This is a genomic window from Aestuariibaculum lutulentum (assembly GCF_032926325.1).
In the GTDB taxonomy this organism is placed as follows: domain Bacteria; phylum Bacteroidota; class Bacteroidia; order Flavobacteriales; family Flavobacteriaceae; genus Aestuariibaculum; species Aestuariibaculum lutulentum.
Genome location: NZ_CP136709.1, coordinates 2,702,273 through 2,726,216, shown reverse-complemented (window position 1 = coordinate 2,726,216; position 23,944 = coordinate 2,702,273). Strand labels below are relative to the sequence as shown.

The 23,944-nt window shown below is 36.2% G+C and carries 14 protein-coding genes; 7 read left to right on the top strand and 7 right to left on the bottom strand.

What is annotated here, in order from left to right:
* Nucleotides 1-13: 13 nt before the first annotated feature.
* Nucleotides 14-1,144, bottom strand: coding sequence for an N-acetylmuramoyl-L-alanine amidase family protein (locus R1X58_RS11610; RefSeq protein ID WP_240572906.1), 1,131 nt, complete (start codon nucleotides 1,142-1,144; stop codon nucleotides 14-16).
* Between the two features lie 196 nt (nucleotides 1,145-1,340).
* Between R1X58_RS11610 and R1X58_RS11605 the strand changes: the two genes are divergently transcribed.
* Nucleotides 1,341-4,118 carry a putative LPS assembly protein LptD gene (locus R1X58_RS11605; protein WP_240572905.1) on the top strand — a complete coding sequence of 926 codons (2,778 nt, stop codon included), beginning with the start codon at nucleotides 1,341-1,343 and terminating at the stop codon, nucleotides 4,116-4,118.
* Nucleotides 4,119-4,147: 29 nt separating this feature from the next.
* Complete coding sequence (locus tag R1X58_RS11600) at nucleotides 4,148-4,528, top strand: RidA family protein (RefSeq protein ID WP_240572904.1); 381 nt, start codon at nucleotides 4,148-4,150, stop codon at nucleotides 4,526-4,528.
* 7 nt (nucleotides 4,529-4,535) lie between these two features.
* On the opposite strand, the gene R1X58_RS11595 is transcribed toward R1X58_RS11600, so the two are convergent.
* On the bottom strand, nucleotides 4,536-5,951 hold the full coding sequence (locus R1X58_RS11595; RefSeq protein WP_240572903.1) for an ATP-binding protein: 1,416 nt from the start codon (nucleotides 5,949-5,951) through the stop codon (nucleotides 4,536-4,538).
* 135 nt (nucleotides 5,952-6,086) lie between these two features.
* Between R1X58_RS11595 and R1X58_RS11590 the strand changes: the two genes are divergently transcribed.
* From R1X58_RS11590 to R1X58_RS11570, 5 genes are all read left to right on the top strand, one after another.
* Nucleotides 6,087-7,127, top strand: coding sequence for a GMP reductase (locus R1X58_RS11590; protein ID WP_240572902.1), 1,041 nt, complete (start codon nucleotides 6,087-6,089; stop codon nucleotides 7,125-7,127).
* A 24-nt stretch (nucleotides 7,128-7,151) separates the two neighbouring features.
* Nucleotides 7,152-8,156: a sugar kinase gene (locus R1X58_RS11585; protein ID WP_240572901.1), complete on the top strand. Its 1,005-nt coding sequence runs from the start codon at nucleotides 7,152-7,154 to the stop codon at nucleotides 8,154-8,156.
* Nucleotides 8,157-8,328: 172 nt separating this feature from the next.
* Nucleotides 8,329-11,652, top strand: coding sequence for a transglutaminase family protein (locus R1X58_RS11580; RefSeq protein ID WP_240572900.1), 3,324 nt, complete (start codon nucleotides 8,329-8,331; stop codon nucleotides 11,650-11,652).
* Nucleotides 11,653-11,665: 13 nt separating this feature from the next.
* Nucleotides 11,666-14,221: a circularly permuted type 2 ATP-grasp protein gene (locus R1X58_RS11575; protein WP_240572899.1), complete on the top strand. Its 2,556-nt coding sequence runs from the start codon at nucleotides 11,666-11,668 to the stop codon at nucleotides 14,219-14,221.
* A 2-nt stretch (nucleotides 14,222-14,223) separates the two neighbouring features.
* Nucleotides 14,224-15,126 (top strand): transglutaminase family protein, encoded by a 903-nt coding sequence (locus R1X58_RS11570; protein WP_240572898.1) that lies wholly within the window; start codon nucleotides 14,224-14,226, stop codon nucleotides 15,124-15,126.
* Here R1X58_RS11570 and R1X58_RS11565 read toward each other — a convergent pair.
* From R1X58_RS11565 to R1X58_RS11545, 5 genes are all read right to left on the bottom strand, one after another.
* The gene (locus R1X58_RS11565; protein WP_240572897.1) at nucleotides 15,116-16,339 is read right to left on the bottom strand and encodes an ATP-binding cassette domain-containing protein; all 1,224 of its coding nucleotides are present in this window, start codon (nucleotides 16,337-16,339) and stop codon (nucleotides 15,116-15,118) included. The two genes, R1X58_RS11570 and R1X58_RS11565, sit on opposite strands and share 11 nt — an antisense overlap.
* A 21-nt stretch (nucleotides 16,340-16,360) precedes the next feature.
* A complete protein-coding gene (locus R1X58_RS11560) occupies nucleotides 16,361-17,224 on the bottom strand; it encodes an N-acetylglucosamine kinase (RefSeq protein ID WP_240572896.1) in 864 nt (287 codons plus the stop codon).
* Nucleotides 17,225-17,314: 90 nt separating this feature from the next.
* Nucleotides 17,315-18,316, bottom strand: coding sequence for a type I glyceraldehyde-3-phosphate dehydrogenase (gap, locus tag R1X58_RS11555; protein ID WP_240572895.1), 1,002 nt, complete (start codon nucleotides 18,314-18,316; stop codon nucleotides 17,315-17,317).
* Between the two features lie 17 nt (nucleotides 18,317-18,333).
* Nucleotides 18,334-19,320 carry a 6-phosphofructokinase gene (gene pfkA, locus R1X58_RS11550; protein WP_240572894.1) on the bottom strand — a complete coding sequence of 329 codons (987 nt, stop codon included), beginning with the start codon at nucleotides 19,318-19,320 and terminating at the stop codon, nucleotides 18,334-18,336.
* Between the two features lie 164 nt (nucleotides 19,321-19,484).
* On the bottom strand, nucleotides 19,485-23,831 hold the full coding sequence (locus tag R1X58_RS11545) for a translocation/assembly module TamB domain-containing protein (RefSeq protein ID WP_240572893.1): 4,347 nt from the start codon (nucleotides 23,829-23,831) through the stop codon (nucleotides 19,485-19,487).
* Between the last annotated feature and the right edge of the window lie 113 nt (nucleotides 23,832-23,944).

Genomic DNA, 23,944 nt, shown 5'->3' with positions numbered 1-23,944 from the left:
AAAAAGAACGCTTTTAATTAGCAGTTGTTTTTAACGCCTCGGCAAGGCTTATTTTTTTACCATCTTTAAAAGCAACAATAAAACTGGACTTATACCCCTTTTGCTTTGCTACTTCTTCTTTTTGCTTTATTTGATTATAATCAGACGTGCTGGCGTAAAAATATTTATACAGACTCCCTTCCTTAACTCTTGAAATTTCATCGAGACCTTTAAAGTTATAAGGTTTTGGTTCTAATGCTTTAGAACTTGCTGCGATTTGTATTTTAAATGTGATATCGTCATGAATATCCTCTGCCACAACCTGAGTTGGGGTTTCCTCTTCTTCATTAGTTGCTGATTCTTCAATAAAGGCATATTCACCTATATTACCGTCAAGAATATGCTTGTATTCTAAAATAGCATCGGCAACTGCTGTAGACATTTCTCGCTGACCTTTGGAAGAATTTAAATAACCTCCTTCTTCCTTATAGGTTAAAAACCCTGTTTCAATAAGCACACTTGGCATTACCGTTTGATGCAAAACAATAAATCCTGCTTGCTTTACACCTCGGTTATTTCTTTTTAATCTATTTGTGAATTTCTTCTGAATTAAACTGGCCAACTGAATACTCTGATCTAAATATTCCTCCTGACTAAACAAAATACTCATAACAGATTCCGGTGAATTAGGATCGAAACCAGCATATTTCTTCTCGTAATCACTCTCTAAGAAGATTACCGAGTTCTCCTTTTTAGCCACTTCAAAATTGGTTTGATTTCTATGGGTTCCTAAAACAAATGTTTCCGTTCCGTGCGCCGACGAATGATGCGCATTACAATGCACCGACACAAACAAATCTGCATTGGCTTTATTGGCTATTTGCCCTCGAACAAACAAGTCTACAAACACATCAGACTTACGTGTATACACCACTTTAATGTCCGGATTTTTTTCAATCATCCTCCCGACTTCCAGAACAATTTTTAATGCAATATCCTTTTCCTTGTATCCATTCCCCATATTACCAGGATCGTGACCACCATGTCCTGCATCTAATACCACAACAAACTTCCCCCGTTCACCATCCTTATCAGATGTTGTAAAAGCGGAAAATGTTAATACTAATATAAAAGATACGAAAAGTAATAGGCTGTTCGTTTTCATTTGGTAAATCATATTATTTTAAAATTATAAGATATGGCACAATTATGGCTGCAACTATAGCTTTAGACATAAAAATAAGACTATTTTAAAATTTAACGATAAAAAAACACCCTTTATTACTCTAATAAATTACGTGTTCGCTTAATTTTAAAATTTAATTAATTTATAAATCAATCACAGAAAAATATATGTAATTTTGGCTTTTCAAAAACCGAGCCATACTTTTACAAAAATACATTTAAAAGCGTTGCATACAAACAACTTTAAAATACTTTTTGCATTAAGTTTTACAGTGTTTATAAACACGTTAAGCTTCGCACAAGACATCCCGAAAAAGGGCAAAACCATTGAACGAAGTGAGGAAACATTAACTATTAATGCAGATAGTATTATTGCCCCAGAACTATCAGAGAAATCACAAGATACCACTTTAACCGACTCTGTTAAACCTAAAAAAGAATTACTGGAACACACGGTAAAATACCATGCTACCGACTATACAAGATTCAATAAAACAGAGCATAGACTCTATTTACATAACGAAGCGAGTATTGATTATGGTGACATGAACATTAAGGCGGGAACCATTATTATCGACTACACCAATAACACCGTTCATGCTAAAGGAATTACCGATACTATAAACGGCTACACCCAAAAACCTGTATTCACACAAGGTAGCAATGTTGTAGAACCTGATTCTATTATTTTTAATACGAAATCTAAGAAAGCCTTAATTTATAACTCACAGACTGAACAAGGTGAAGGTACCGTTATTGCCAAAGTCACTAAAAAGCAAAACGACTCTGTTTACTTTTTAAAAGAGGCTAAGTATACCACTGCCGAAGACCTTGACGATCCTGAATATTACTTTAGACTTCGCAAGGCTAAAATTGTACCAGGCAAGAAAATTGTAACCGGATTTACTAACCTTTATATTTACGATGTGCCAACACCGGTGGCTTTACCATTCGGATTCTTTCCGCAATCGGAAAAACAGACATCGGGAATTATTATACCAAGTTTTGGGGAGCAAAACAACCGTGGTTACTTTTTACAAAACGGAGGATATTATTTTGCTATTAGCGATTATGTAGACTTAGCCGTTTTAGGAGATTATTACACCAATGGTAGTTACGGTATGCGATTAGAAAGCACCTATGCCAAGCGTTATAAATTTAGAGGAAATGTTGGCTTTAGATATGAAAACCTAATTAACAGCGAACGCGGATTTCCAGATTATTCTAGAAACACCATATACAACCTTCGCTGGTCGCACAGTCAGGATTCTAAAGCAAGTCCGAATTCAAGATTCTCGGCATCGGTTAACCTAGGTAGTAGTAAATACTACAGAAACTCGATTAACCAAATCAACTCCGGTTCGTTCTTAAACAACACCTTATCGTCATCGGTATCCTATTCTAAAACCTTTTTAGGAGAACCTTCTGTAAATTTTAGTTTAACGGCCACGCACTCACAAAACACAAATACAGAAACCATCAACATGACCTTACCTACCTTTCAGGGTAGTGTTGGTAGAATTTATCCTTTTATACCAAAAACCGGAACTAAAAAAGGATTGTTTCAGAACATTAACTTACAGTACAGTGTTCGTGGAGAAAACCGAATTACAACAACTGACGAGTTTTTCTTTAAAAGCGAAATGTTTGACGATGCGCGCGCCGGATTTCAGCACAGCATTCCTTTAAGCACCAACTTTAAATTATTTAAATACTTTAGTGTTAGTGCAAGTACAAACTATAACGAAGTTTGGACTTTTAAAACCGAAAAAGAAACGTATAATGCGGCTGAAGGAAAAGCAGAAACCGAAACATTAAATGGTTTCGATGCCTTTAGAACTTATAATTTTAGCACCAGTTTAGGAACAACCGTATACGGTATGTTTAACTTTGAAAAAGAAGGGAAAGACCGAAAAATAAAAGCCATTCGTCACGTGATGCGTCCTTCTGTTAGTTATAATATCAATCCAGCTTTCGATAAATATTACGAATCTGCCGAAGTGGTTAATGCCGATGGTTTAACTCAAGGCGAACTTGATGCGATTTATGAAGGTGTAGATTTAGAATATACACGTTTCCAAAATGGTATTTTCGGTTCACCTAATAAAACCTTTTCAAGCTCCATGGGTATTTCGGTATCGAATAACTTAGAGGCTAAAGTTCGCGATAAAGATTCTACTGCAAAAGAAGCTAAGAAAATTGTGCTTTTAAACAACTTAAACTTTTCAACTTCTTACAACTTTGCTGGCGATTCATTACAATGGAGCCCAGTAAGAATGAGCGGTGGAACACAGTTCTTTAACAACAAAATGAGTGTTAACTTTGGTGCCACTTTAGATCCTTACGCCTTAGATAACAACAATCAAAAAATTGACAAATTTAATATTGATAACGGCGGAAGTCTTTTCAGATTAACCAGTGCGAACCTGACAACCAGCTGGTCTATTTCCAGTAAAAATGGAAAATCCAGAGATAAAAGTAACGACCGCGGTATTCAGGAAAACATTCGTAGTGGTGGTCGTGATGATGATATGTTTGGGGTTTCTGAAGATTTCGCTAACCAGCAATTCAGTGAAGAAGGAGAAGAAAGTGATGGCGCTGAAAACGGATTATACAGCTATAGTATTCCTTGGAGTTTACGTATTGCCTATGCTGTAAACTATTCGAATTCGCGTCGTGAAAACCAGATTTCGTCACACTCTTTGATGTTCTCTGGAGACGTTAAACTATCCGACAAATGGTCGATTGGTTATTCTTCGGGTTACGATTTAAAAAATGCCGGGTTTACCTATACTCAGTTACGTTTTGAGCGTGATTTAAAAAGCTGGCGCATGAACTTTAGCTGGATTCCTTTTAGTGACAGAACTTCCTGGAATTTCTTCATAGGAATTAAATCAAGTATGCTAAAAGACTTAAAATACGAGAAACGCAGACAACCGGATATTACTTTATAATAAGCACATAATTTCCTTATAAATTAGAAATGAAACAAATAATTACAACTCCCAAAGCCCCTGCTCCTATTGGTCCTTACAACCAAGCTGTTTTAACCGGAAATACGCTTTACACCTCTGGACAAATTGCTTTTAATCCGGAAACCGGAGCATTGGTTCTTGACGATATTAAAACCGAGACTAAACAAGTTATGGAAAACCTGAAAGCGGTTTTAGAGGCTGCCGGTATGACTTTTGAAAATGTGGTTAAAGCCTCGATTTTTATTAGCGATATGGGCGAGTTTGTAAACATTAACGACGTTTACGGAAGCTACTTTAATGAAGAAACAGCACCTGCGCGAGAAACTGTTCAAGTGGCTTGTTTACCTAAAAATGTAAATGTAGAAATTAGTGTTATTGCAGTAAAATAGACTGTAATTAACTTACCTTTTTTTGAGCTAAAAGGTATTTTATCAAAATATCTTTTAGCTTATATATGTCAATTGGTTTAGATAAGAAAGCATTCAAACCAAGCTCCTTCACTTTTACCTTATCTTCTTTAAAATCACTTGCCGAAACAGCTATTATAGGTGTTTTACTTATCCGATATTTATCAGTCTGTTTAATGGCTTTTGCAGCTTCAAATCCATTCAAATCCGGCATATACAAATCCATAAAAACCAAATCGAAATCCAGTAACTTATACAATTCAACAGCCTCTACCCCATTTTTTGCAAACGTACAATCAACACCTTGTTGCTCCAGCAAATACTTAAGTACACGACGATTCATTCTGCTATCTTCTGCCACTAAAACATTTCGCTTTTTAACCAATAATGGCTCAGACACTTTAGTTTCAACCTTCACATTTAAGGTCTTTTTCAATTGCAAACTAAAGTAAAATGTTGTTCCTTCATTTTCCTGGGTTTCTATTTTCAGTTCACCTCCCATCAACTTCACCAGTTTATGACAGGTAGACAAGCCTAAACCGCCACCACGATATTCCTTGGTTAAAACGGTTGCTTCAGTTTTAGAACTATTAAAAATCTGTTTTACCATTTCAGTAGGCATCCCAACACCTGTATCCTTCACATAAAAGGTTACAATTTGTTCATCGTTTATGGCTATGGTTTGATCTACAATAATGGAAATTTTTCCCTTATTTGTGAATTTAATAGCATTGTTTACCAGATTAATTAATACCTGCTGAATTCGCAATTCATCACCTATTAAGGAAAATTTTGGTTCATCAGATTTCAAAAATTTATAATCGAAAGTCAATCCTTTTTCCCATGCCTGATAGTCGAACACTTTGAACAGGTTTATTAATTCAGTATTTAAATCGAAAGGAACTTCATTTAAAACAATGTCACCGTTATTAACTTCATAATTACTCGAAAACATATTTACCAACTGATGCATATACTTCGATGAAATGTTAGCGATTTCCAGCTGCATATGTTGTGCTTCATCTAAATCGGTTTTCTTAAGCATTTCTATCATACCCAAAACCGTACTTAAAGACGTTCTAAACTCATAACTTATGTTCGCTAAATATTCAGCACTAAAGTCAGCTTCCTTATTAGCCTGAGCTAACTTCTGCTTTAATTCGTCTATTAATACTTTAGAATGCTTACGCTTCGTCCTGTTCTTTAATTCGTTTTTATAAAAATACTGAAGTAACAAAACCTGAATCACGACCATTCCGAATAGAATTATAGCAATGGTTTTTACAGGTAGTTTTTGTTCTACAAAACAATATCCCAAAAAAATGACACCAGCAACAGAGGCTAATAATATTGAAGAAATTGCGGTTTTTAATTTTACACGTTTTTTACCTGGGACAAATCGCATTTAAAAAGTCTTTTAACAAACATATCCATAATTATACGAATTAACAAGTGTATTACAGGCATTTAAACCTATATAATTATTTTGTTTTTTTTAAATTTATAACAAGATACATGTCACAACCCTAATCAATTATTTATGCGTATAGAATATGATATAAAACTTGGATTTAAAGATGTTATGATTCGTCCGAAACGATCTACTTTAAAAAGCCGGTCTGAAGTGAGCTTAGAACGCGAATTCAAATTTTTACACAGCCCATTAGAATGGTCAGGCATTCCAATTATGGCTGCTAATATGGATACCGTTGGCACTTTTGAAATGGCTAAAGCCTTATCTGAAAAACAAATCTTTACCGCCATACACAAACATTATTCTATTACCGATTGGAATGTTTTTTCATCTAACCTACCTGAAAACATCGAAAACTATATAGCTGTTAGCACAGGAATAAGTGAGCAGGATTCAGAAAAACTAGCCTCTATTTTTAAATTCAATCCTTACTTAAAATTCATTTGTATTGATGTTGCTAATGGCTATTCTGAACACTTTGCTGAATTCGTAAAGAAAACCCGTGAACAATACCCTGATAAAGTTATAATTGCCGGAAATGTAGTTACCGGTGAAATGGTCGAAGAACTATTACTTTCCGGAGCCGATATTGTTAAAGTTGGTATAGGACCTGGATCGGTTTGTACAACCCGCGTTAAAACCGGAGTAGGATATCCACAACTATCTGCTATAATAGAATGTGCCGATGCAGCGCACGGATTGGGCGGACAAATTATAAGTGATGGAGGTTGTACCATTCCCGGAGATATTGCCAAAGCCTTTGGTGCCGGTGCCGATTTTGTCATGCTTGGCGGTATGCTGGCAGGACATACCGAAAGTGGCGGAGAAATCATCGAAAAGAATGGCAAACCGTTTAGAAAATTCTATGGTATGAGTTCATCAACCGCTATGGAAAAACACGTAGGTGGCGTAGCAGAATACCGTGCCAGTGAAGGTAAAACAGTAGAAGTTCCATATCGTGGTGATGTTGAAAATACGGTTCAGGATATTTTAGGCGGATTGCGTAGCACCTGTACTTATGTGGGGGCTCAACGCTTAAAAGAATTGACCAAACGCACCACATTTATTCGCGTAAACGAGCAGGAAAACAGAGTTTATACTGAATAAACTAAACAACAAACCACTAAACTAATGAAACAAATCATCACATTTGGAGAAGTACTCATGCGTCTTTCTCCAGAAGGCAACAAGAAATTCATGCAGGCTAACTTACTGGAATTCTACTTTGGAGGAACAGAAATTAACGTAGGTATTTCAATAGCCAATTTTGGAGAAAAGGTAAAACATATCAGCTGTGTTTCTAACGATTTTGTTGGAGACACAGCCATTTCATACATTCAGAAGTTTGGGGTTAGCACTTCAGCTATTGTAAGATCCGATCGGCCTCTTGGCGTTTATTTTCTTGAGGTTGGTGCCGTAATGCGTCCAAGTTCCATTTCATATAATCGTGCACATTCTTCGTTTGCCGATATTCGCCCTGAAATGGTAGACTGGGAAACGATTTTAAGAAAAGCCAAATGGATTCACTGGACCGGGATTACACCTGCGCTTGGGAAAGGAGGCTACGACACCTTAAAAGCCGGATTACTTTTGGCAAAAGAAAAAGGCATTCAGGTTTCAACCGATCCTACCTATAGAAAAGGCTTATGGAAATACGGTGAAAATGCAAAAGATGTACTTACCGACCTAATTTCGCTATCAACCATTTTTATAGGCGGCGTTAATGAAATTAATGAAGTTTTGGGCACGAATTACTCCTACTCTAACGACGATTTCATAGAAGCCTCAAAACAACTTATGAAACGTTTTCCCAATATTGAAAAAGTATTCGATAAAATAAGAACATCTATAAATGCATCATGGCATAAAATAAGAGCCCGCATGTGGAATGGTAAAGAATTTCGAGAAACTACCGATTTTGATATCACCCATATTATTGACCGTATAGGTACAGGTGACGCCTTTGCTGCCGGGCTTATTTATGGGTTACAGTCTTTCGACGATTGTAAGGCCATGGAATTTGCCAGTGCTGCCTGCGCTTTAAAACATACTTACGAAGGCGATGTAAATTACGCCACAGTCGATGAAGTTATGGCAATATTAAATGGTGATGTTTCCGGACGTGTAAACCGATAACATCAGCCTATTTTATTTCTTTTAACCGCAAAAAATCAAGGTCTAAATTATTCACATAATAAATTAAACAACAGAAATTTAAGCATTTTACATTCTTAATCGTTTTTTAACACTCACCTTCTCGTTTAGTCAAAAAAACACTTAAATTGTATTACAATTTAATCGTAACTCTATGGCTTTAAAGATTGTAATCTCTCATAAAACAAAATACAAATACGACCGTCCGGTTTCCCTTTCACCACATATTTTCAGACTACGCCCTGCCCCACACAGCAGAACACCGATTGAATCTTACAGTATAAAAATTGAACCCAAAGAACAGTTTTTTAACTGGCAACAGGATCCGTTTGGAAACTATGTGGCACGTTTGGTATTTCCTGAGAAAACCAAAGAACTTTCTGTAGACGTTGAGATTATAGCCGATTTACAAACCATCAATCCGTTTGACTTTTTTGTTGAAGAGTATGCTGAAGAATATCCGTTTAAATACGACAAAACAGTAAAAAAAGAACTGCTCCCCTATTTAGAAATCACCGACGACGGTCCGCTATTAAAGAAGTTTCTTAAAACTGTAGATTATACGCCTAGAAAAACCATTTTCTTTTTAATTGATATCAATCGAAAAATTTACGAGTACCTGAATTACAATATTCGTATGGAACCAGGAGTTCAATCCTGTGAAGAAACCCTTAAACTTAAAAACGGATCTTGCCGGGATTATGCATGGTTACTGGTACAGGCTCTGCGCCATTTAGGTTTTGGTGCGCGCTTTGTTTCCGGATATATCGTTCAGCTTAAATCCGACGAAAAATCATTAGATGGTCCTTCTGGTCCTGAAGAAGATTTTACCGATTTACATGCCTGGGCAGAAGTGTACATTCCCGGAGCCGGCTGGATTGGTTTCGATGCCACTTCCGGATTGTTAGCGGGTGAAGGTCATATTCCTCTGGCCTGTACACCTTCATTTGAAAGCGCTGCTCCGGTAGTGGGTATGACCGATAAATGTGAAACTGAATTTGAATTCGAGAACACTGTAACCCGTATTTTCGAATCTCCTCGTGTTACAAAACCCTATACCGAAGAGCAATGGAATGCCATTTACAAACTGGGACACAAAGTTGAAAAACAGCTTCAAAAAGGCGATGTTAGATTGACCATGGGTGGCGAGCCTACTTTCGTTTCTATTGACGATATGGAAGCTCCGGAATGGAACACCGAAGCCGACGGGCCTCATAAACGTGAACTGGCAAAAAACCTTTCTGCAAGACTCTATGAATCTTTTGCGAAAGGGGCTATAATTCACCAGGCTCAGGGTAAATGGTACCCCGGAGAACCTTTACCGAGATGGCAAATTGAAATCTGCTGGCGAAAAGACGGCAAGAAAATATGGAACAATAAAAAGCTGTTTTCTATATTTTCAGAAAAAGCTAAAATCCCGAAGAATGCAGATAAATTATTTTTACAAACCCTTACAAAACATCTGGGAGTAACCGATAAAACCATTATTCCAACTTACGAGGATGCTTTCTATTTTCTGTGGCAGGAAGGACAAATGCCTATAGACATTGACCCGACCAAAGAAGATGGAAACATGCTGGTTAAAGAGAAACTTCAGCAAATATTAAAAGACGGAAAATCGAAACCTACCGGACATGTCATTCCGCTCAACAATACCGGAGGTGAATGGTATACCTGCAACTGGGCATTTAGAAGGGAACATTTATTTTTAATTCCTGGAAACTCGCCTATCGGACTTCGGTTACCTTTAAATTCATTACTAATTAAATCAAATGATGAGGAATTTCCGGTGTACCAACCCGATATTTTCTCAAAAAAGAAAACATTACCAAGCTATCAGCGTATTGTTTCAAAACGTATAAAGGACCTAGAAAAACATGGCATACCAAAAAAGAAAACAAACTATTTTATAAGAACGGCTTTATGTGCTGAAATCAGAGACGAAAAACTGCATCTCTTTTTACCTCCTTTAGATAGCATTGAAATCTTTTTAGACTTAATGGCTTCCATCGAGGCCACAGCAAAAGCCTTATCTATTCCAGTGGTTTTAGAAGGTTACGATGCCCCAAAAGACAACCGATTAGATTCCTTGAAGGTAACTCCAGATCCTGGAGTTATTGAAGTAAATGTGCAGCCTGCCAACAATTGGGAAGAATTGTGTCATAATACTTTCACCTTATATAGTGAAGCTAAAAAATCAAGATTAGGAACCGAAAAATTCATGCTCGATGGTAAACATACCGGTACGGGAGGCGGAAACCATGTTACTTTGGGAGGAACTTCTCCTGCCGATAGCCCTTTACTAAGAAAACCAAGCTTATTACGAAGCCTGCTTACCTTTTGGCAACATCATCCAGGATTATCCTATTTATTCTCGGGTGCCTTTATTGGAGCCACAAGTCAGGCACCTCGTATTGATGAAGCCCGAATGGAAAACCTCTATGAACTGGAAATTGCATTTAGTCAAATTCCTAAAGGAGGAGATGTTCCGTTCTGGTTAACCGATAGATTATTTCGCCATCTTTTAACCGATTTAACGGGCAATACACACCGTGCCGAATTTTGCATTGATAAATTATACTCCCCGGATTCATCTTCGGGTCGTTTAGGTATTTTGGAGCTCCGTGCTTTCGATATGCCGCCGCACCCTCAAATGAGTTTAATGCAAAATTTACTGGTTAGAACCTTAGTTGCCTGGTTTTGGAAAAAACCTTATGAACACAATTTAGTACGTTGGGGCACAGAATTGCACGATAAATTTTTAATTGAACACTTTGTTCGCGAAGATATTAAAGACATCGTTAATCAGTTAAACAGAGCCGGATACGCCTTTAAAGAAGATTGGTTTAATCCGTTTTTCGAATTCCGTTTCCCGCTTCATGGTATGGTTGAAATCAATAATATGCATCTGGAATTACGCGCCGGAATAGAACCCTGGAATGTTTTAGGTGAAGAAGCTACCGGACAAGGCACTGCTCGTTATGTGGATTCTTCAGTTGAACGCCTTCAGGTCAAGGTTAATAATTTTAATAACGACCGTTACGTATTAACTTGTAACGGCATAAAAGTCGATTTAAAAAGCACCTCTAAAAAAGAAGAATATGTTGCTGGTGTAAGGTATAAAGCATGGAATCCGTATTCGGCATTACACCCAACGATTGGAGTTGATACGCCTTTAGTCTTCGATATAGTAGACACCTGGAACCGACGGTCTATAGGTGGTTGTACCTATTTTGTGTCGCATCCTGGTGGTCGTTCGTACGACGCTTACCCTGTAAATAGTTTTGAAGCCGAATCGCGACGCATCAGTCGTTTTTGGGAATTTGGACACACTCAGGGCGTTGTTGAAAATATATCTCAGGAAATCGAACCTTCAACAAAACGTGTTCAGGAAAAAGAAAGTGCGAAAAAATTCAGTTTTAAGGTGTTACCTGCTAATTTAGAATTTCCAAATACCTTAGATTTGCGAAAGAAATAAACTAAACTAATACATGACCACAGATTTAAACATATTATTTCAGAATTATTTTTCGAAAGCGAAAAATTATGATGAAGCTTTAAAATCTGATATGTCCTTAAATCCGAATTGGAAAAAATTACTAAGTAATATTTCTGAAATGGATTTAAAAACATTAACTGCCAAGCAAAATGAAATTGACTGGTTAATGGATGAAAACGGTGTAACTTATAATGTTTACAACGATCCTCAAGGTATGCAACGCACCTGGGATTTAAACATTATCCCCTTTTTAATAAATAAAGAGGAATGGCGCACCATTGAAAAAGGTCTAAAACAACGTGCCGAACTTTTAAACTTAGTTTTAAAAGACATTTACGGTAAACGAGAACTTATAAAAAAAGGAATCATTCCTCCTGAGGTGATTTTCGCCCATCGCGGCTTTTTAAGACAATGCGACCAGATTCAATATAAAACGGCTAAAAACATATTAATCTATTCATCAGATTTAGCGCGCGGACCAGACGGACGTATGTGGGTGGTTAACGACAGAACACAAGCGCCTTCCGGTATGGGTTATGCCCTGGAAAACAGGTATTCTATGAACAGAGTACTGCCGGGCTTATTTAAAGATATTAACGTAAAACAACCATCTGGTTTCTTTTACGACTTTAACCAAATGCTTATTGAGGCCGCACCTCAAAATAAGGAGAATCCGAGTATAGTAATTTTAACCCCGGGTCCTTTAAACGAAACCTATTTTGAGCACGCCTATATGTCTTCATTCTTAGGCTATCCATTGGTTAATGGTAACGATTTAGTGGTTAGAAACGGAAAAGTTTATTTAAAAACACTTAAAGAACTAAAACAGGTTGATGTGATTTACCGTCGTGTAGACGACGTTTTTATGGACCCTTTAGAGCTTCGAGAGGATAGTTATCTAGGGGTTACGGGCTTACTCGATGTGGTAAGAAACCAAAATGTGGCTATAGTAAACCCTATAGGTAGTGGTGTTTTAGAAAATTCAGGATTAATTCCGTTTATGAATGCTATTTGTAATTATTTCTTCAATGAAGATTTAATCCTTCCTCAGATCGCTTCCTGGTGGTGCGGACAGGAAAAGGAGCGCGATTATGTTTTTAAAAACATTAAAAACCTTGTAGTTAAACGCATTGATCGTTCTAACCGCGAAAGCTTATTTTTCTGTGAATTCTTGAGTCCAGAAGCTTTAGATAAACTTAAAAAAGATATTTCGGCAAATCCATATCGTTATGTCGCTCAGGAAAAAATTACTTTTTCAACTTCGCCGGATTTTGTAAATGATCATTTAGAAGCCAGAAAAGTGATGTGCAGAACGTTTGCCATTTCAAAAAAGGAAGGCTATAAAGTCATGCCCGGTGGATTAGTAAGGGTAGCTCCCGAACGTGAAAATCTGTTTGTTTCGAATCAGCGTGGTGGAATGAGTAAAGATTTATGGGTCTTATCTGATGAAATTCAAAATAACATCAAACATTACGCCTGGGATAGTTCCTGCAAAATTTCTATTTCCGATATTAACGATTTACCTAGTAATACTGCTGAAAACCTGTTCTGGTCTGGACGCTATTTAGGTCGCGCTCTGGTAACAGCACGTTACATTAGAATGGTGCTTAATAAAATGACGGATGAGCAGTACAGTGCCAAAGAAAACAATTCTGAAAGCCTAAAATACTTGCTACAATCCTTAACAAATATCACCTCTACTTTCCCAGGATTTGTTGGTGAGCATTGCGACATCTTATTGGAGAACCCATTACCTGAAATTATCTCATTAATATTCGATAAAGAACGTATGGGTAGTTTGGCGCAAACCTTGACCAGCTTTAACAATTCATACTACTCGCTGCGCAACCTATGGTCTAAAGACATGTGGCGCGTATTCGACAGTATAAAAAAACTATGGCGTAAATTTGATGAAGCCGATCTATATACCGTTCCGGCGCTTACTAAATTACTCGATCGTACCATTACACGACTCATTGCCTTTATGGGATTAATTGAGGAAAGTATTCTGGTGCAACAAGGTCTGTTGCTTTATTTTATAGGTCTTCAAACCGAACAAGCCATGATGCAGATCTCAAAATTCAGATCATTAATGGTTTTCAATTATGAAGAACGTCTTCAATACGACATTCTGGAATCCTTATTAAGCAGTGACGAAAGTTTAAATATTTATCGCTACAGTTACCGATCGTATTTAAGTCTTGAAAATGTGATTAATTTAACTTTACTTGACAAGGAATACCCAAAATCGTTAACCTACAGACTAAAACGTATTCAAAAGGATATTGATCGTTTGCCGCATTCTGAATTGATTGGTTTTTATACCGAATGCCAGAAACTAATCGCAACGGCTAATAACAAAATTACAAGTCTAAACATTACAGGTTTAATGACTTTAAACGAAGACCGAACACTTCGCGAAAAATTAGATGAAGAATTAACTGATTTAAGCGATATGTTACACGAAACGTCATTAGCGATTTCAAATACGTATTTTAATCACTCGTACCGCCAAACCCAATTGGTTAATCAAAATTTCCCGTTATAATTATGGTATTTCAAGTTTCACATACTACAAGTTACGATTACGAAAACGATGTTACCTTTTGCCATAACATAGCCACATTAAAACCTAAAACCTTAGCCGGACAAGTGCTACTAGATTACCAACTGGAGATTACCCCAACCCCTTCAGAATTAACAGAGCGTGTTGATTTCTTCGGAAACTACATCACTCGGTTTTCGCTTCAAAAAGAGCATAAAAAACTAAAAGTTACTGCTATAAGTAAGGTTTCCAGAAACTACGAAGAACAACCTGATATAAACACTTCAGAAAAAGGAAAGCACATCACGCTTAAGGAAGCTTTAGGTGCTCTTAAAAGTAATGAAGAACATATTATAGATGCTCGCCAATATATTCTGGAATCTATTTTAATCGCTAAAATAACTCCTGAAATTAAAGCTTACGCCGAAGTATCTTTTAAGCCCAATCGGCCGGTATTTGAAGCAGCTTTCGAATTGATGCAGCGTATTTATACCGAATTTGATTTCGACCCTACATTTTCTAACGTGGCTACACCCATACACGAAGTGATAAAAGCTAAAAAAGGGGTTTGTCAGGATTTTGCTCAAATTGCCATTGCCTGTGTGCGTTCCGTTGGGTTACCAGCAAGGTATATTAGTGGCTATATTGAAACACTACCGCCTCCTGGAAAAGAAAAACTAATAGGTGCCGATGCCTCGCATGCCTGGTTTTCGGTTTATATTCCTGGTTTTGGTTGGGTAGACTTCGACCCTACAAATAATCAAATACCTAAAAACCAACACATCATTGTAGCTTGGGGACGCGATTACTACGACGTACCTCCATTAAAAGGTGTTATTTACAGTACAGGAAAAAATAAAATGAATGTGTCTGTTGACATCAGACCTTTTGAAGATATTAAATCTTAACCACTTGCCCTGTAGAACCAGTTTCATGAGGTGTTAACTGATATATAAAATCAGGATTTAATCCCGCTTCCTTTCTATGTGATACATATAAAATAGCTGTTTCGGTCTCTGATGCAATCTTATTTATTAATTGCGTAAACAACTTTACGTCGGCATCATCCAAACCATTAGTCGGTTCGTCTAAAATAAGTAATGGTGGATGCTTCACCATAGCACGAGCTATTAAAACCAGACTTTGATATCCTTTTGATAACGATAAAAAATCCTGTTTTCTAATATCGAACATATCCAAAACACGTAACCAGTGTTGTGCAATTTTTATCTGCTCGTTGGTTGGTGTTTTATAGAGTCCGATGGTGTCAAAAAAACCGGAAACAATCATATTACCAATAGAATCCAAACGTGTAAATCCGCGTAACATATCCGAAGAAAAGTAACCTATTTTCTGTTTAATCTCCCAAACACTCTCACCGCTTCCCTTCTTCACTCCAAATAAGACGATATTCTGACCAAAAGCCTTGGGATTATCACCAAAAATCATACTTAAAATGGTACTTTTCCCAGAACCATTTGGCCCCATTAGTTGCCAGAACTCACCTTTTTTAATTTCCCAGTTGATGTTATTCAAAATTGATCGCTCTCTGTAGTGAACCGATACATCTGTAAATTTTACTATAGGATTGATTTTCTCTGAAACTGGTCGGTAAGCCTTCGGTAAGTCTTCTAAAAAAGATTCGGCAATAGCGTCATCTGATTCTTCAAGTTTTAACTCTACAAGTTCTTTCCCTTCTAAATAATAAACCTTACCAATAAAGGATAGAATATCTTCCTTACGTTTAGTAATTTGCAAAATACGAACCTGCGAACTTAACTTGTTTAGAGTTTGCTCTATTTCAGCCTGTGCCTGAATATCTAAATTCCCAAAAACATTATCGACAATAATGGCTTCGGGATTTTGAGATATTATATGGTTTAAAAGTGCTTTTTTTCGTTCTCCTTGGGATGAATTAATCAATAGATTTCCTGTTGGTGTAACGACATCACAAAAACCATGGATACGTTCTTCCTGAATTAATTTATTGATAGTAATTTCAGAAAAAAGTACTGCCTTAGGTTTTGAAAAATCACTTAAAATATTTCCGTCCTGAATACGCTCAATAAAATCTTGCTTATGGTCTTTATTAGAAATATAAATCGCTATATGCCTATTCAAAAGGGAAATAATTTAGTCTTATTACTTTAAATTTTTAACATGGAAATCTACCAGACCTTCAATTGGTCTGCGTTCAAAGTTACCAACTGTAAAGCCCATTTCTTCAGCAACCTGCTTAATTTCGTCTTTAGCAAAGTAAGCAATAGAACCTGCAAAATGTACCGGAACAGTTTTTAATTCTTCAGCATATTGAAAAATCATACTTTCAGCAAACAGACGAATACCTTTTTTAATAAGTTCTACACAATATTCAGAATCCTTGTTTAAGAACATAAATTCAGCAAAGTGTGCTAAATACGCATTAGGATTTGGTTTTTTATAAAGGTTGTATTTAATATAATCGGTATCCATATTGTACTTACTTTCGAAAGCCACACGAATATTTTCAGGCATGTTATTAAAGTAGTAATCTCTAATTAACTGACGACCGTAGTAATTTCCAGAAGCATCATCCATAATAATATACCCTAAAGAATTGACACGTTGATGCAATACTTTACCATCGTAATAACTACAGTTAGATCCGGTTCCTAAAATACAAACCACTGCAGCTTCGGTTTGTGTATTAATTGTTGAAAATACAGCTGCCATGGTGTCTTCATGAACATGAACCTCTGCGTTAACAAAAACCTCTTGCAAAACGCCTTTAACTACATTCTGTGGTTTTTCGGTACCACAACCTGCTCCATAGAAAAATACGTGCGACACAATTTTTCTATTGGCCTTTAAATCCTCATGACCTTTAATTATCTTTTTTATTTTTTTATCGGATATAATTTCTGGATTAAGCCCCTTTGTGCGCATTTTTTCCAGCATTTTATTACCTTTTCTATCTACTGCTATCCAGTCTGACTTCGTAGAGCCACTATCAACAATTAAAATCATGAGTTTTTAAATAAAAAACCCCACAGACCGTTGTGCTTTAAATACAATAACCTGTGGAGTTGTTAATACTATTATAATATACTTGTTAAATTAGATTTTGCTAATGTATTGAGCAAGATCGATTAATTTAGTTGAATAACCAAATTCATTATCGTACCAAGATACTAATTTAAAGAAATTATCATTTAAAGCAATACTTGCATCTGCATCGAAGATACTTGTCATTGGCTCAGATACGAAATCCTGAGAAACCACAGCTTCTTCAGTATATCCTAACACACCTTTTAATGGTCCGTCTGCTGCTGCTTTTAAAGCGGCTTTAACTTCATCCCATGATGCTGCTTTTTCTGTTCTTACTGTTAAATCTACTACAGAAACGTCTGGAGTTGGAACACGGAAAGCCATACCAGTTAATTTTCCATTTAATTCAGGAATTACTTTACCTACAGCTTTAGCAGCTCCTGTTGAAGAAGGAATGATGTTAGCTAATGCACTACGTCCACCTCTCCAGTCTTTTCTTGAAGGACCGTCAACTGTCATTTGTGTTGCAGTAGTTGCGTGAACAGTAGTCATTAAACCTTCAACAATACCAAAGTTATCGTTAATTACTTTAGCGATAGGCGCTAGACAGTTTGTAGTACAAGATGCGTTAGAAACGATGGTGTGCTCTGCAGTAATTTTATCGTTGTTAACACCCATTACGAACATTGGTGCATCGGCAGATGGTGCAGAAATTGCAACTTTCTTAGCTCCGGCTGTGATGTGTTTTTGAGCACCTTCTAAAGTTGTAAAGATACCAGTACAATCTAAAACAACCTCAGCTCCTACAGCATCCCATTTTAAATCTTCTGGGTTACGCTCAGCAGTAATTCTGATTTCGTTTCCGTTAACTACTAAGTTTCCGTTTACGATATCAATAGTTCCATCGAATCTACCGTGAACAGAATCATACTTTAATAAGTAAGCCAAATGCTCTACATCTAATAAATCGTTGATTCCTACTATTTGTATATCTGGTCTTGAAGCCGCTACTCTAAACGCAATTCTACCTATTCTTCCAAATCCGTTGATTCCTAATTTTAATTTTGACATAATCTTTGTTATAAATGTTAAGTGCTCATAATGTCTGAGACACGCAATAATTCTAAATTTATTTTTGTTTTACCTTTAATAGCTTTTTCAATTGGAGTTAATTCCATTTTTCCGTTTAGTAAACCCACCATATAGTTGGTTTCTCCTTTTAATAAGGATTCTACAGCTTTTACGCCCATTCTACTGGCAAGAACACGATCGAAACACGATGGTGCTCCACCACGTTGCATATGACCTAAAACAGATACTCTTACATCGTAACCTTCCATATTTTGATCTACGTAATCCTTAAGCTCGAAAATATTCTTTCCTATTTTATCACCTTCAGCTACGATTACAATACTTGAGGTCTTACCTGTACTTTTACTACGGTTTAAAGAGTCTACCAAACGATCTAACCCTAAGTCTTCCTCAGGAATTAAAATCTCTTCGGCTCCACCAGCAATACCAGCGTTTAATGCAATATGCCCAACATCACGCCCCATAACTTCGATAAAAAATAATCGGTTATGAGAACTCGCGGTGTCACGTATTTTATCAATCGCATCAACAACTGTATTTAATGCTGTATCAAAACCTAAAGTATGGGTTGTTCCGAAAATATCGTTATCAATAGTTCCTGGAATTCCCATTACAGGAAAGCCAAACTCCTGATTAAAAATCATAGCTCCTGTAAACGATCCATCTCCACCAATAACCACTAAGCCTTCGGCTCCAACTTCTACTAATTTATCGTAAGCTTGTTTTCTTCCTTCTTCTGTTCTGAAACGATTGGAACGAGCAGACTTTAAAAATGTTCCTCCTTTGTTAATAATGCCTTTAACACTACGTGCGTTAAGTTCTTCGAAATCACCATCGATTAAGCCTTCATAGCCACGATAAACACCAAGACATTCTATATTATGGTAAGAGCAGGTTCTAACGACAGAACGAATGGCTGCATTCATTCCCGGAGAATCGCCTCCCGATGTTAAAACTGCAATTTTCTTTATTTTATTCGACATAAATTGATTAGTATATGAAGTAAAATTAGTAAAGAAAAACCATATATCTATGGCATTTATTGCATTTTAATGACGCTTTTAAAACTATAACGTTTTAGTTAATAAAAAAAACAAATTATAGCTGAAAAATTATGATTTCCGAAATGTAAACAGGTGATTTATTTCTATTTAGAACTTTTTAAGCGAATAAACTCAGGAATTGCACTCTCTTCATTTTCTTCCGGTTTTTCGATAAGCACGGGGTCTGGTTTTTCAGATTTTTTAAACAAACTCTGAATCAATTCTTTAAAGGTATCAAAATCCACACTATATGAAACTCCCACCCCTTGTGTATAGCCTATAGCTTCACCAAAATTACGAATACTATTTTCTCTATTAAATACGGTTGCTGTTAAAGTACCATCTTCATTTAATAAAAAGTCGATTTCAACGTCTCCGGCAATGACAGTTTCGGTAGCACCGGCACCACCTACAGGCACCCCTACTTTACCGTTAATTAATACACGATCGGTAATTTTCGTTTGAAGTGTTACCCCAAAACGGTCTCCTGTTTGATAATCTGGCCTATTGGCTCCAGCTTCATAATTTAGTCCAACATTTACTTTACTATCTCCAGAAGTAAATATGCCGTTAATAATACCGTTAAGTCTATCTGCAATGGTTCCTGAAAAATTAAGTCCGCTCAAACCTCTTGAAAACGATCCTGTAGAAATTAAAAATAAGGCCTGATTTTGTCTATCATCTGAAGACTCTAAACTATATTGAAGTTCTGACTTAATAGTTGAATTAACGTTAGGAAATTTAAAGCTAAATTCTGGTTGAGGCTGCTCAAGGTCTCCCGTTAAATCGATGTATAACTCTACAGGAATACTTCTGTTAATCGGGTTTTCAAGTAACGGTGACGGATTGGTTTGTTCTTTAAGAACTGCCTGCATATTAATTTGTGCCTTTAACGGGTCGCCTTCCCATGCAATAGTTCCTCCGGGCATCACATTGAATTCCTTTTGAATCAATCCGCCGTAAGCAAAATTATAAACCCCTTCAAACACGGAGAAATCTCCCCACATATTAAATTTACCATTGGTGTTGATTTCTACAAGTAAACCGCCACTACCACGACCTCTAAGCGAATGCCCTGAGTTTTTATCAATAATAATTTCCAATTCAGCATCTTGTGTAACATCTAAATCGAAGTCTAACTCTAAGCCTTCTATTTCATTAAAAACAATTTCTTTACCACTACGTCTAGCTTCTTTTTCTTCTTTCGTAATAAAATGGATATAAGTATTATCTCCGAATGATTCGGTGTCGCTAAGCGGAATTTTAAATACGGTTCCTGGCTTTGTTTCTCCTAAAACACTAATAACCAACTGCTCCGTAGGCCCTTTTAAAGAAGCATAACCACTCATAAATGCCGTTCCGTAATACAAGGCATCTTCGGTTTCTTTGGTGTCTAAAACCAATAAATTAGGTGTTCGTATATCTAAATCTAAATTCCAGTTTGAAAAATTCACGTGGCTAATCGATCCGTTTAACTGACCTTTAGAATTGTATTTGCTATCGGATATTGGTATTTTATTAAACTTAAACGTCTGATCGGTTAAAGACACCGATGCATTTTGTGCAAAGTCATAATCGACATTTAAATACGGAATGCCCAAGCCTGCGTTATTTAGTTTTACATCCCCGTTAATATCTGGCTTATTTAAATTACCAACAACATGCACCACTCCTGTTGCCAAACCACGAATATTTGACAAAACATCCTGAAGCAACGGATTTAATGGTTGTAAATTGAATTCGTTAAATTCCAAATTTACATCAATACTCGACTGCTCACCTAAAGCATTAATATCACCCACAGCTCTAAAAGACTTTTTCTCGTCATCTTTTATCGAAATATCCACATTATAATTAGTAAGGTTTTCATTTCCAGTGATAGAAGCATCAAACGAACCTAAATCAAAGCGATTAACTTTAAAGTCCTCAATAACAATTGTTGAATTAGGCAAATAACTTCCATTTTGCTGTAAAATATCAAGCTTCCCATTTACACGACCTTCGAGTGACAAACTATCAATATCAGGAACTATTTTAGTCAGACTTACATTTTTAAAATCGAGTTTAATATCCTTTTGAGTAGAATCCTTAATCATACCGGAAAGCCTGACTTCTTCATTCCCGTGAGTAACCACAAATTTGTCGATATCAAACGTAGAAACATCTCTATCAAAAGACACCTTATTATTAAGGTCATTCTCCTCGTTAATATACCAGGTGTAATCTTTTATCGTAAAATCTGATTTTTTAAAACCAATTACCGATTTATTCTCCTCGTTAATAGTGTGATAAAAACTCAGATTAAAAATATCTTTATTACGCTTTCCGCCCTGAAACTCTGTACGCATAAATAAGGTATCATTTACGGTTACATTAATCAGACTAAATTTAGAAACATCGTAATACTTGGTATTTAAACTATCAGCCTCTACATAGGTATTAAACAGCGGATTACTATTATCTACCTGCAATTCAATATTATTCACAAAATGGTCGAGTAATTTAATTTCCGGAGACTTGAATGTTAGTCTAAACTGACTTTCATCACTCTCTACACGACCACGAATAAACGTATTCTTTCCTAATTCGACTTCAGGATAAAATACCTCAACGATTTTATTGTAAATTTTAAAATTGAAATCGATACTCTGGTCAGTTGACACCTTGTACGGTTCGTAATTGGTGTAAATATATCCTAACGAGTTTTGAAACAATTTCTTTAGATCTCTGAATCTAAATCGTCCTTTTAATTCGCCTTCTACAATATCTGGAGAATTAATCCCGATGTAACGCATATTGTTTTCGAAACGGGAAAATACTTCAAACTTGTCGAAAGTATAAGTGTCATTTTGATTTCTATAAGACGTATTTTCAAATATAACTCTACCATAGGCATCATCGTAACCACTGGCATTCATATTCATTTTCACATCACTTCTGAAAATGGAAATGCTATCCTTTTTTACAAAATTCAACACATTTAAATTGGCATAACCCACATTAGCCACAAAGTCGTACTTACTAACAGCATCTGAGAAATCAACCAACCCTAAAAAGTTTAGTTTTAAATTTTTATCGTTTGAAATTAAATTACCATCGAAAATCTTATTTCTTACATTTCCAGCAACCTTTATTCCGTGATAAATGTACCCATTGTACATCACTTCAAAAACATCACCCTTTACCTGTGTGTTTATAGTTTCGGTAACAAAACCTTTACCTTTTACATCGAAATTTAATGAAGCCTCGCCTATCTCTTCCGACTCTAAGAAGGTTCCGAAATCGAACTTTTCAAAAATGATATTTCCTTTGTAAGAGGCGTTATCGATATCGTTAATGGTGGTAATTTCCAGATCGGAATCTACCAAACCAAGATCGGTTCCTATCTTAACATCAGCTACCACTGTTGACGCTGTTACCTGCGTATTCCCTGTAATTGTAAATTGTCCCAAACGGTCCAATGAAGACGGCAATGAAGCTCCTAAAACATTTGGTAGTAATGCTTTTAAATCACTGTACGTTGAGCTTAAATTAGAAAGGTAAGCATTCATTGAGAAATCGTCTTCCTCTTTGCTAAACAGGTTTTTGAAATTAATATTCCCGTAGATTCTGGTATTTCTGCTCGTATTTAATCGTAAGTTCTTAGTTCGTAAATCGTTTAATGTTCCTGATAAGTCCACGCTAAAATGAGCTTCCTGTCCTTTACCAAACTCATCGTAAAACGTATTAAGTTCGTCCAGTAAAACCGAAGAATCTTCAAAACTTGCAGTTACCAAAACCTTATCGGTAAAATACTGAAGGTCTTCTCTAAGATATTCAAACTTCAAGTCACCTTTTAAGCGAGAATTTGGCGTTTTTATATCCAGATTCGCAAAGGTCATATCGGTTAAAGTATAAGCGAAATTCGTGGTTAAATTTTTCACTTTAACCCCGCGGCTATCAATAAAATTTAGCGTATTAACACGCATACTCACATCACTTCCGTTTATTAAGAAGTTAGTTGCATTGATATTTAGATTATAAAATTCGAGAAGTTTTGTGCTTTCCTTATTTTCATCCAATAGTCTGAAAACACCATCATAAATGGACACATCGCTAGACGACATTAAAAAACTACTTTTTTCAGATCTAGGGTTATCATCTTCAAACTTGTTCACGAAAACATCTAAATTCGTTTCGATCGCATCCTTATACGTCACAATATTAAACACTAAGCCTTCTAAATCAATATCTCCGAAAACCAGTTTTCCTTCCGATAGATTTTTAAAACTTATAATGGATGTATTTAATTCTGACACACTAATTAAGGTGTCCTGCTTGTAATCCTGAATATAAATATCTTTCAACTCAATATCTCCATTAAGTTGCATACTTACCCGGTCTATATTTATGTTGGTTTTAAACTCGTCGTTAAGCTTTTTAGTGGCATAATTTCCCAGCTGAGTTTGCACAAAAGGAATTGTTAACACCAAAACCAGAATGATGAACATAAGCACAAATAGTGCTAAAAGTTTTAGTATTATTTTGAGGACTTTTTTAATATGCTGCTAAGTTAAAATTTAAA

What these genes read in the sequence shown, in the direction of transcription:
- R1X58_RS11585 (WP_240572901.1), top strand. Translation starts at nt 7,152, where the DNA reads ATGAAACAAATCATCACATTTGGAGAAGTACTCATGCGTCTTTCTCCA.
- R1X58_RS11580 (WP_240572900.1), top strand. Translation starts at nt 8,329, where the DNA reads ATGGCTTTAAAGATTGTAATCTCTCATAAAACAAAATACAAATACGAC.
- R1X58_RS11575 (WP_240572899.1), top strand. Translation starts at nt 11,666, where the DNA reads ATGACCACAGATTTAAACATATTATTTCAGAATTATTTTTCGAAAGCG.
- R1X58_RS11610 (WP_240572906.1), bottom strand. Translation starts at nt 1,144, where the DNA reads ATGAAAACGAACAGCCTATTACTTTTCGTATCTTTTATATTAGTATTA.
- R1X58_RS11595 (WP_240572903.1), bottom strand. Translation starts at nt 5,951, where the DNA reads ATGCGATTTGTCCCAGGTAAAAAACGTGTAAAATTAAAAACCGCAATT.
- R1X58_RS11560 (WP_240572896.1), bottom strand. Translation starts at nt 17,224, where the DNA reads ATGATTTTAATTGTTGATAGTGGCTCTACGAAGTCAGACTGGATAGCA.
- R1X58_RS11600 (WP_240572904.1), top strand. Translation starts at nt 4,148, where the DNA reads ATGAAACAAATAATTACAACTCCCAAAGCCCCTGCTCCTATTGGTCCT.
- gap (WP_240572895.1), bottom strand. Translation starts at nt 18,316, where the DNA reads ATGTCAAAATTAAAATTAGGAATCAACGGATTTGGAAGAATAGGTAGA.
- R1X58_RS11590 (WP_240572902.1), top strand. Translation starts at nt 6,087, where the DNA reads ATGCGTATAGAATATGATATAAAACTTGGATTTAAAGATGTTATGATT.
- pfkA (WP_240572894.1), bottom strand. Translation starts at nt 19,320, where the DNA reads ATGTCGAATAAAATAAAGAAAATTGCAGTTTTAACATCGGGAGGCGAT.
- R1X58_RS11570 (WP_240572898.1), top strand. Translation starts at nt 14,224, where the DNA reads ATGGTATTTCAAGTTTCACATACTACAAGTTACGATTACGAAAACGAT.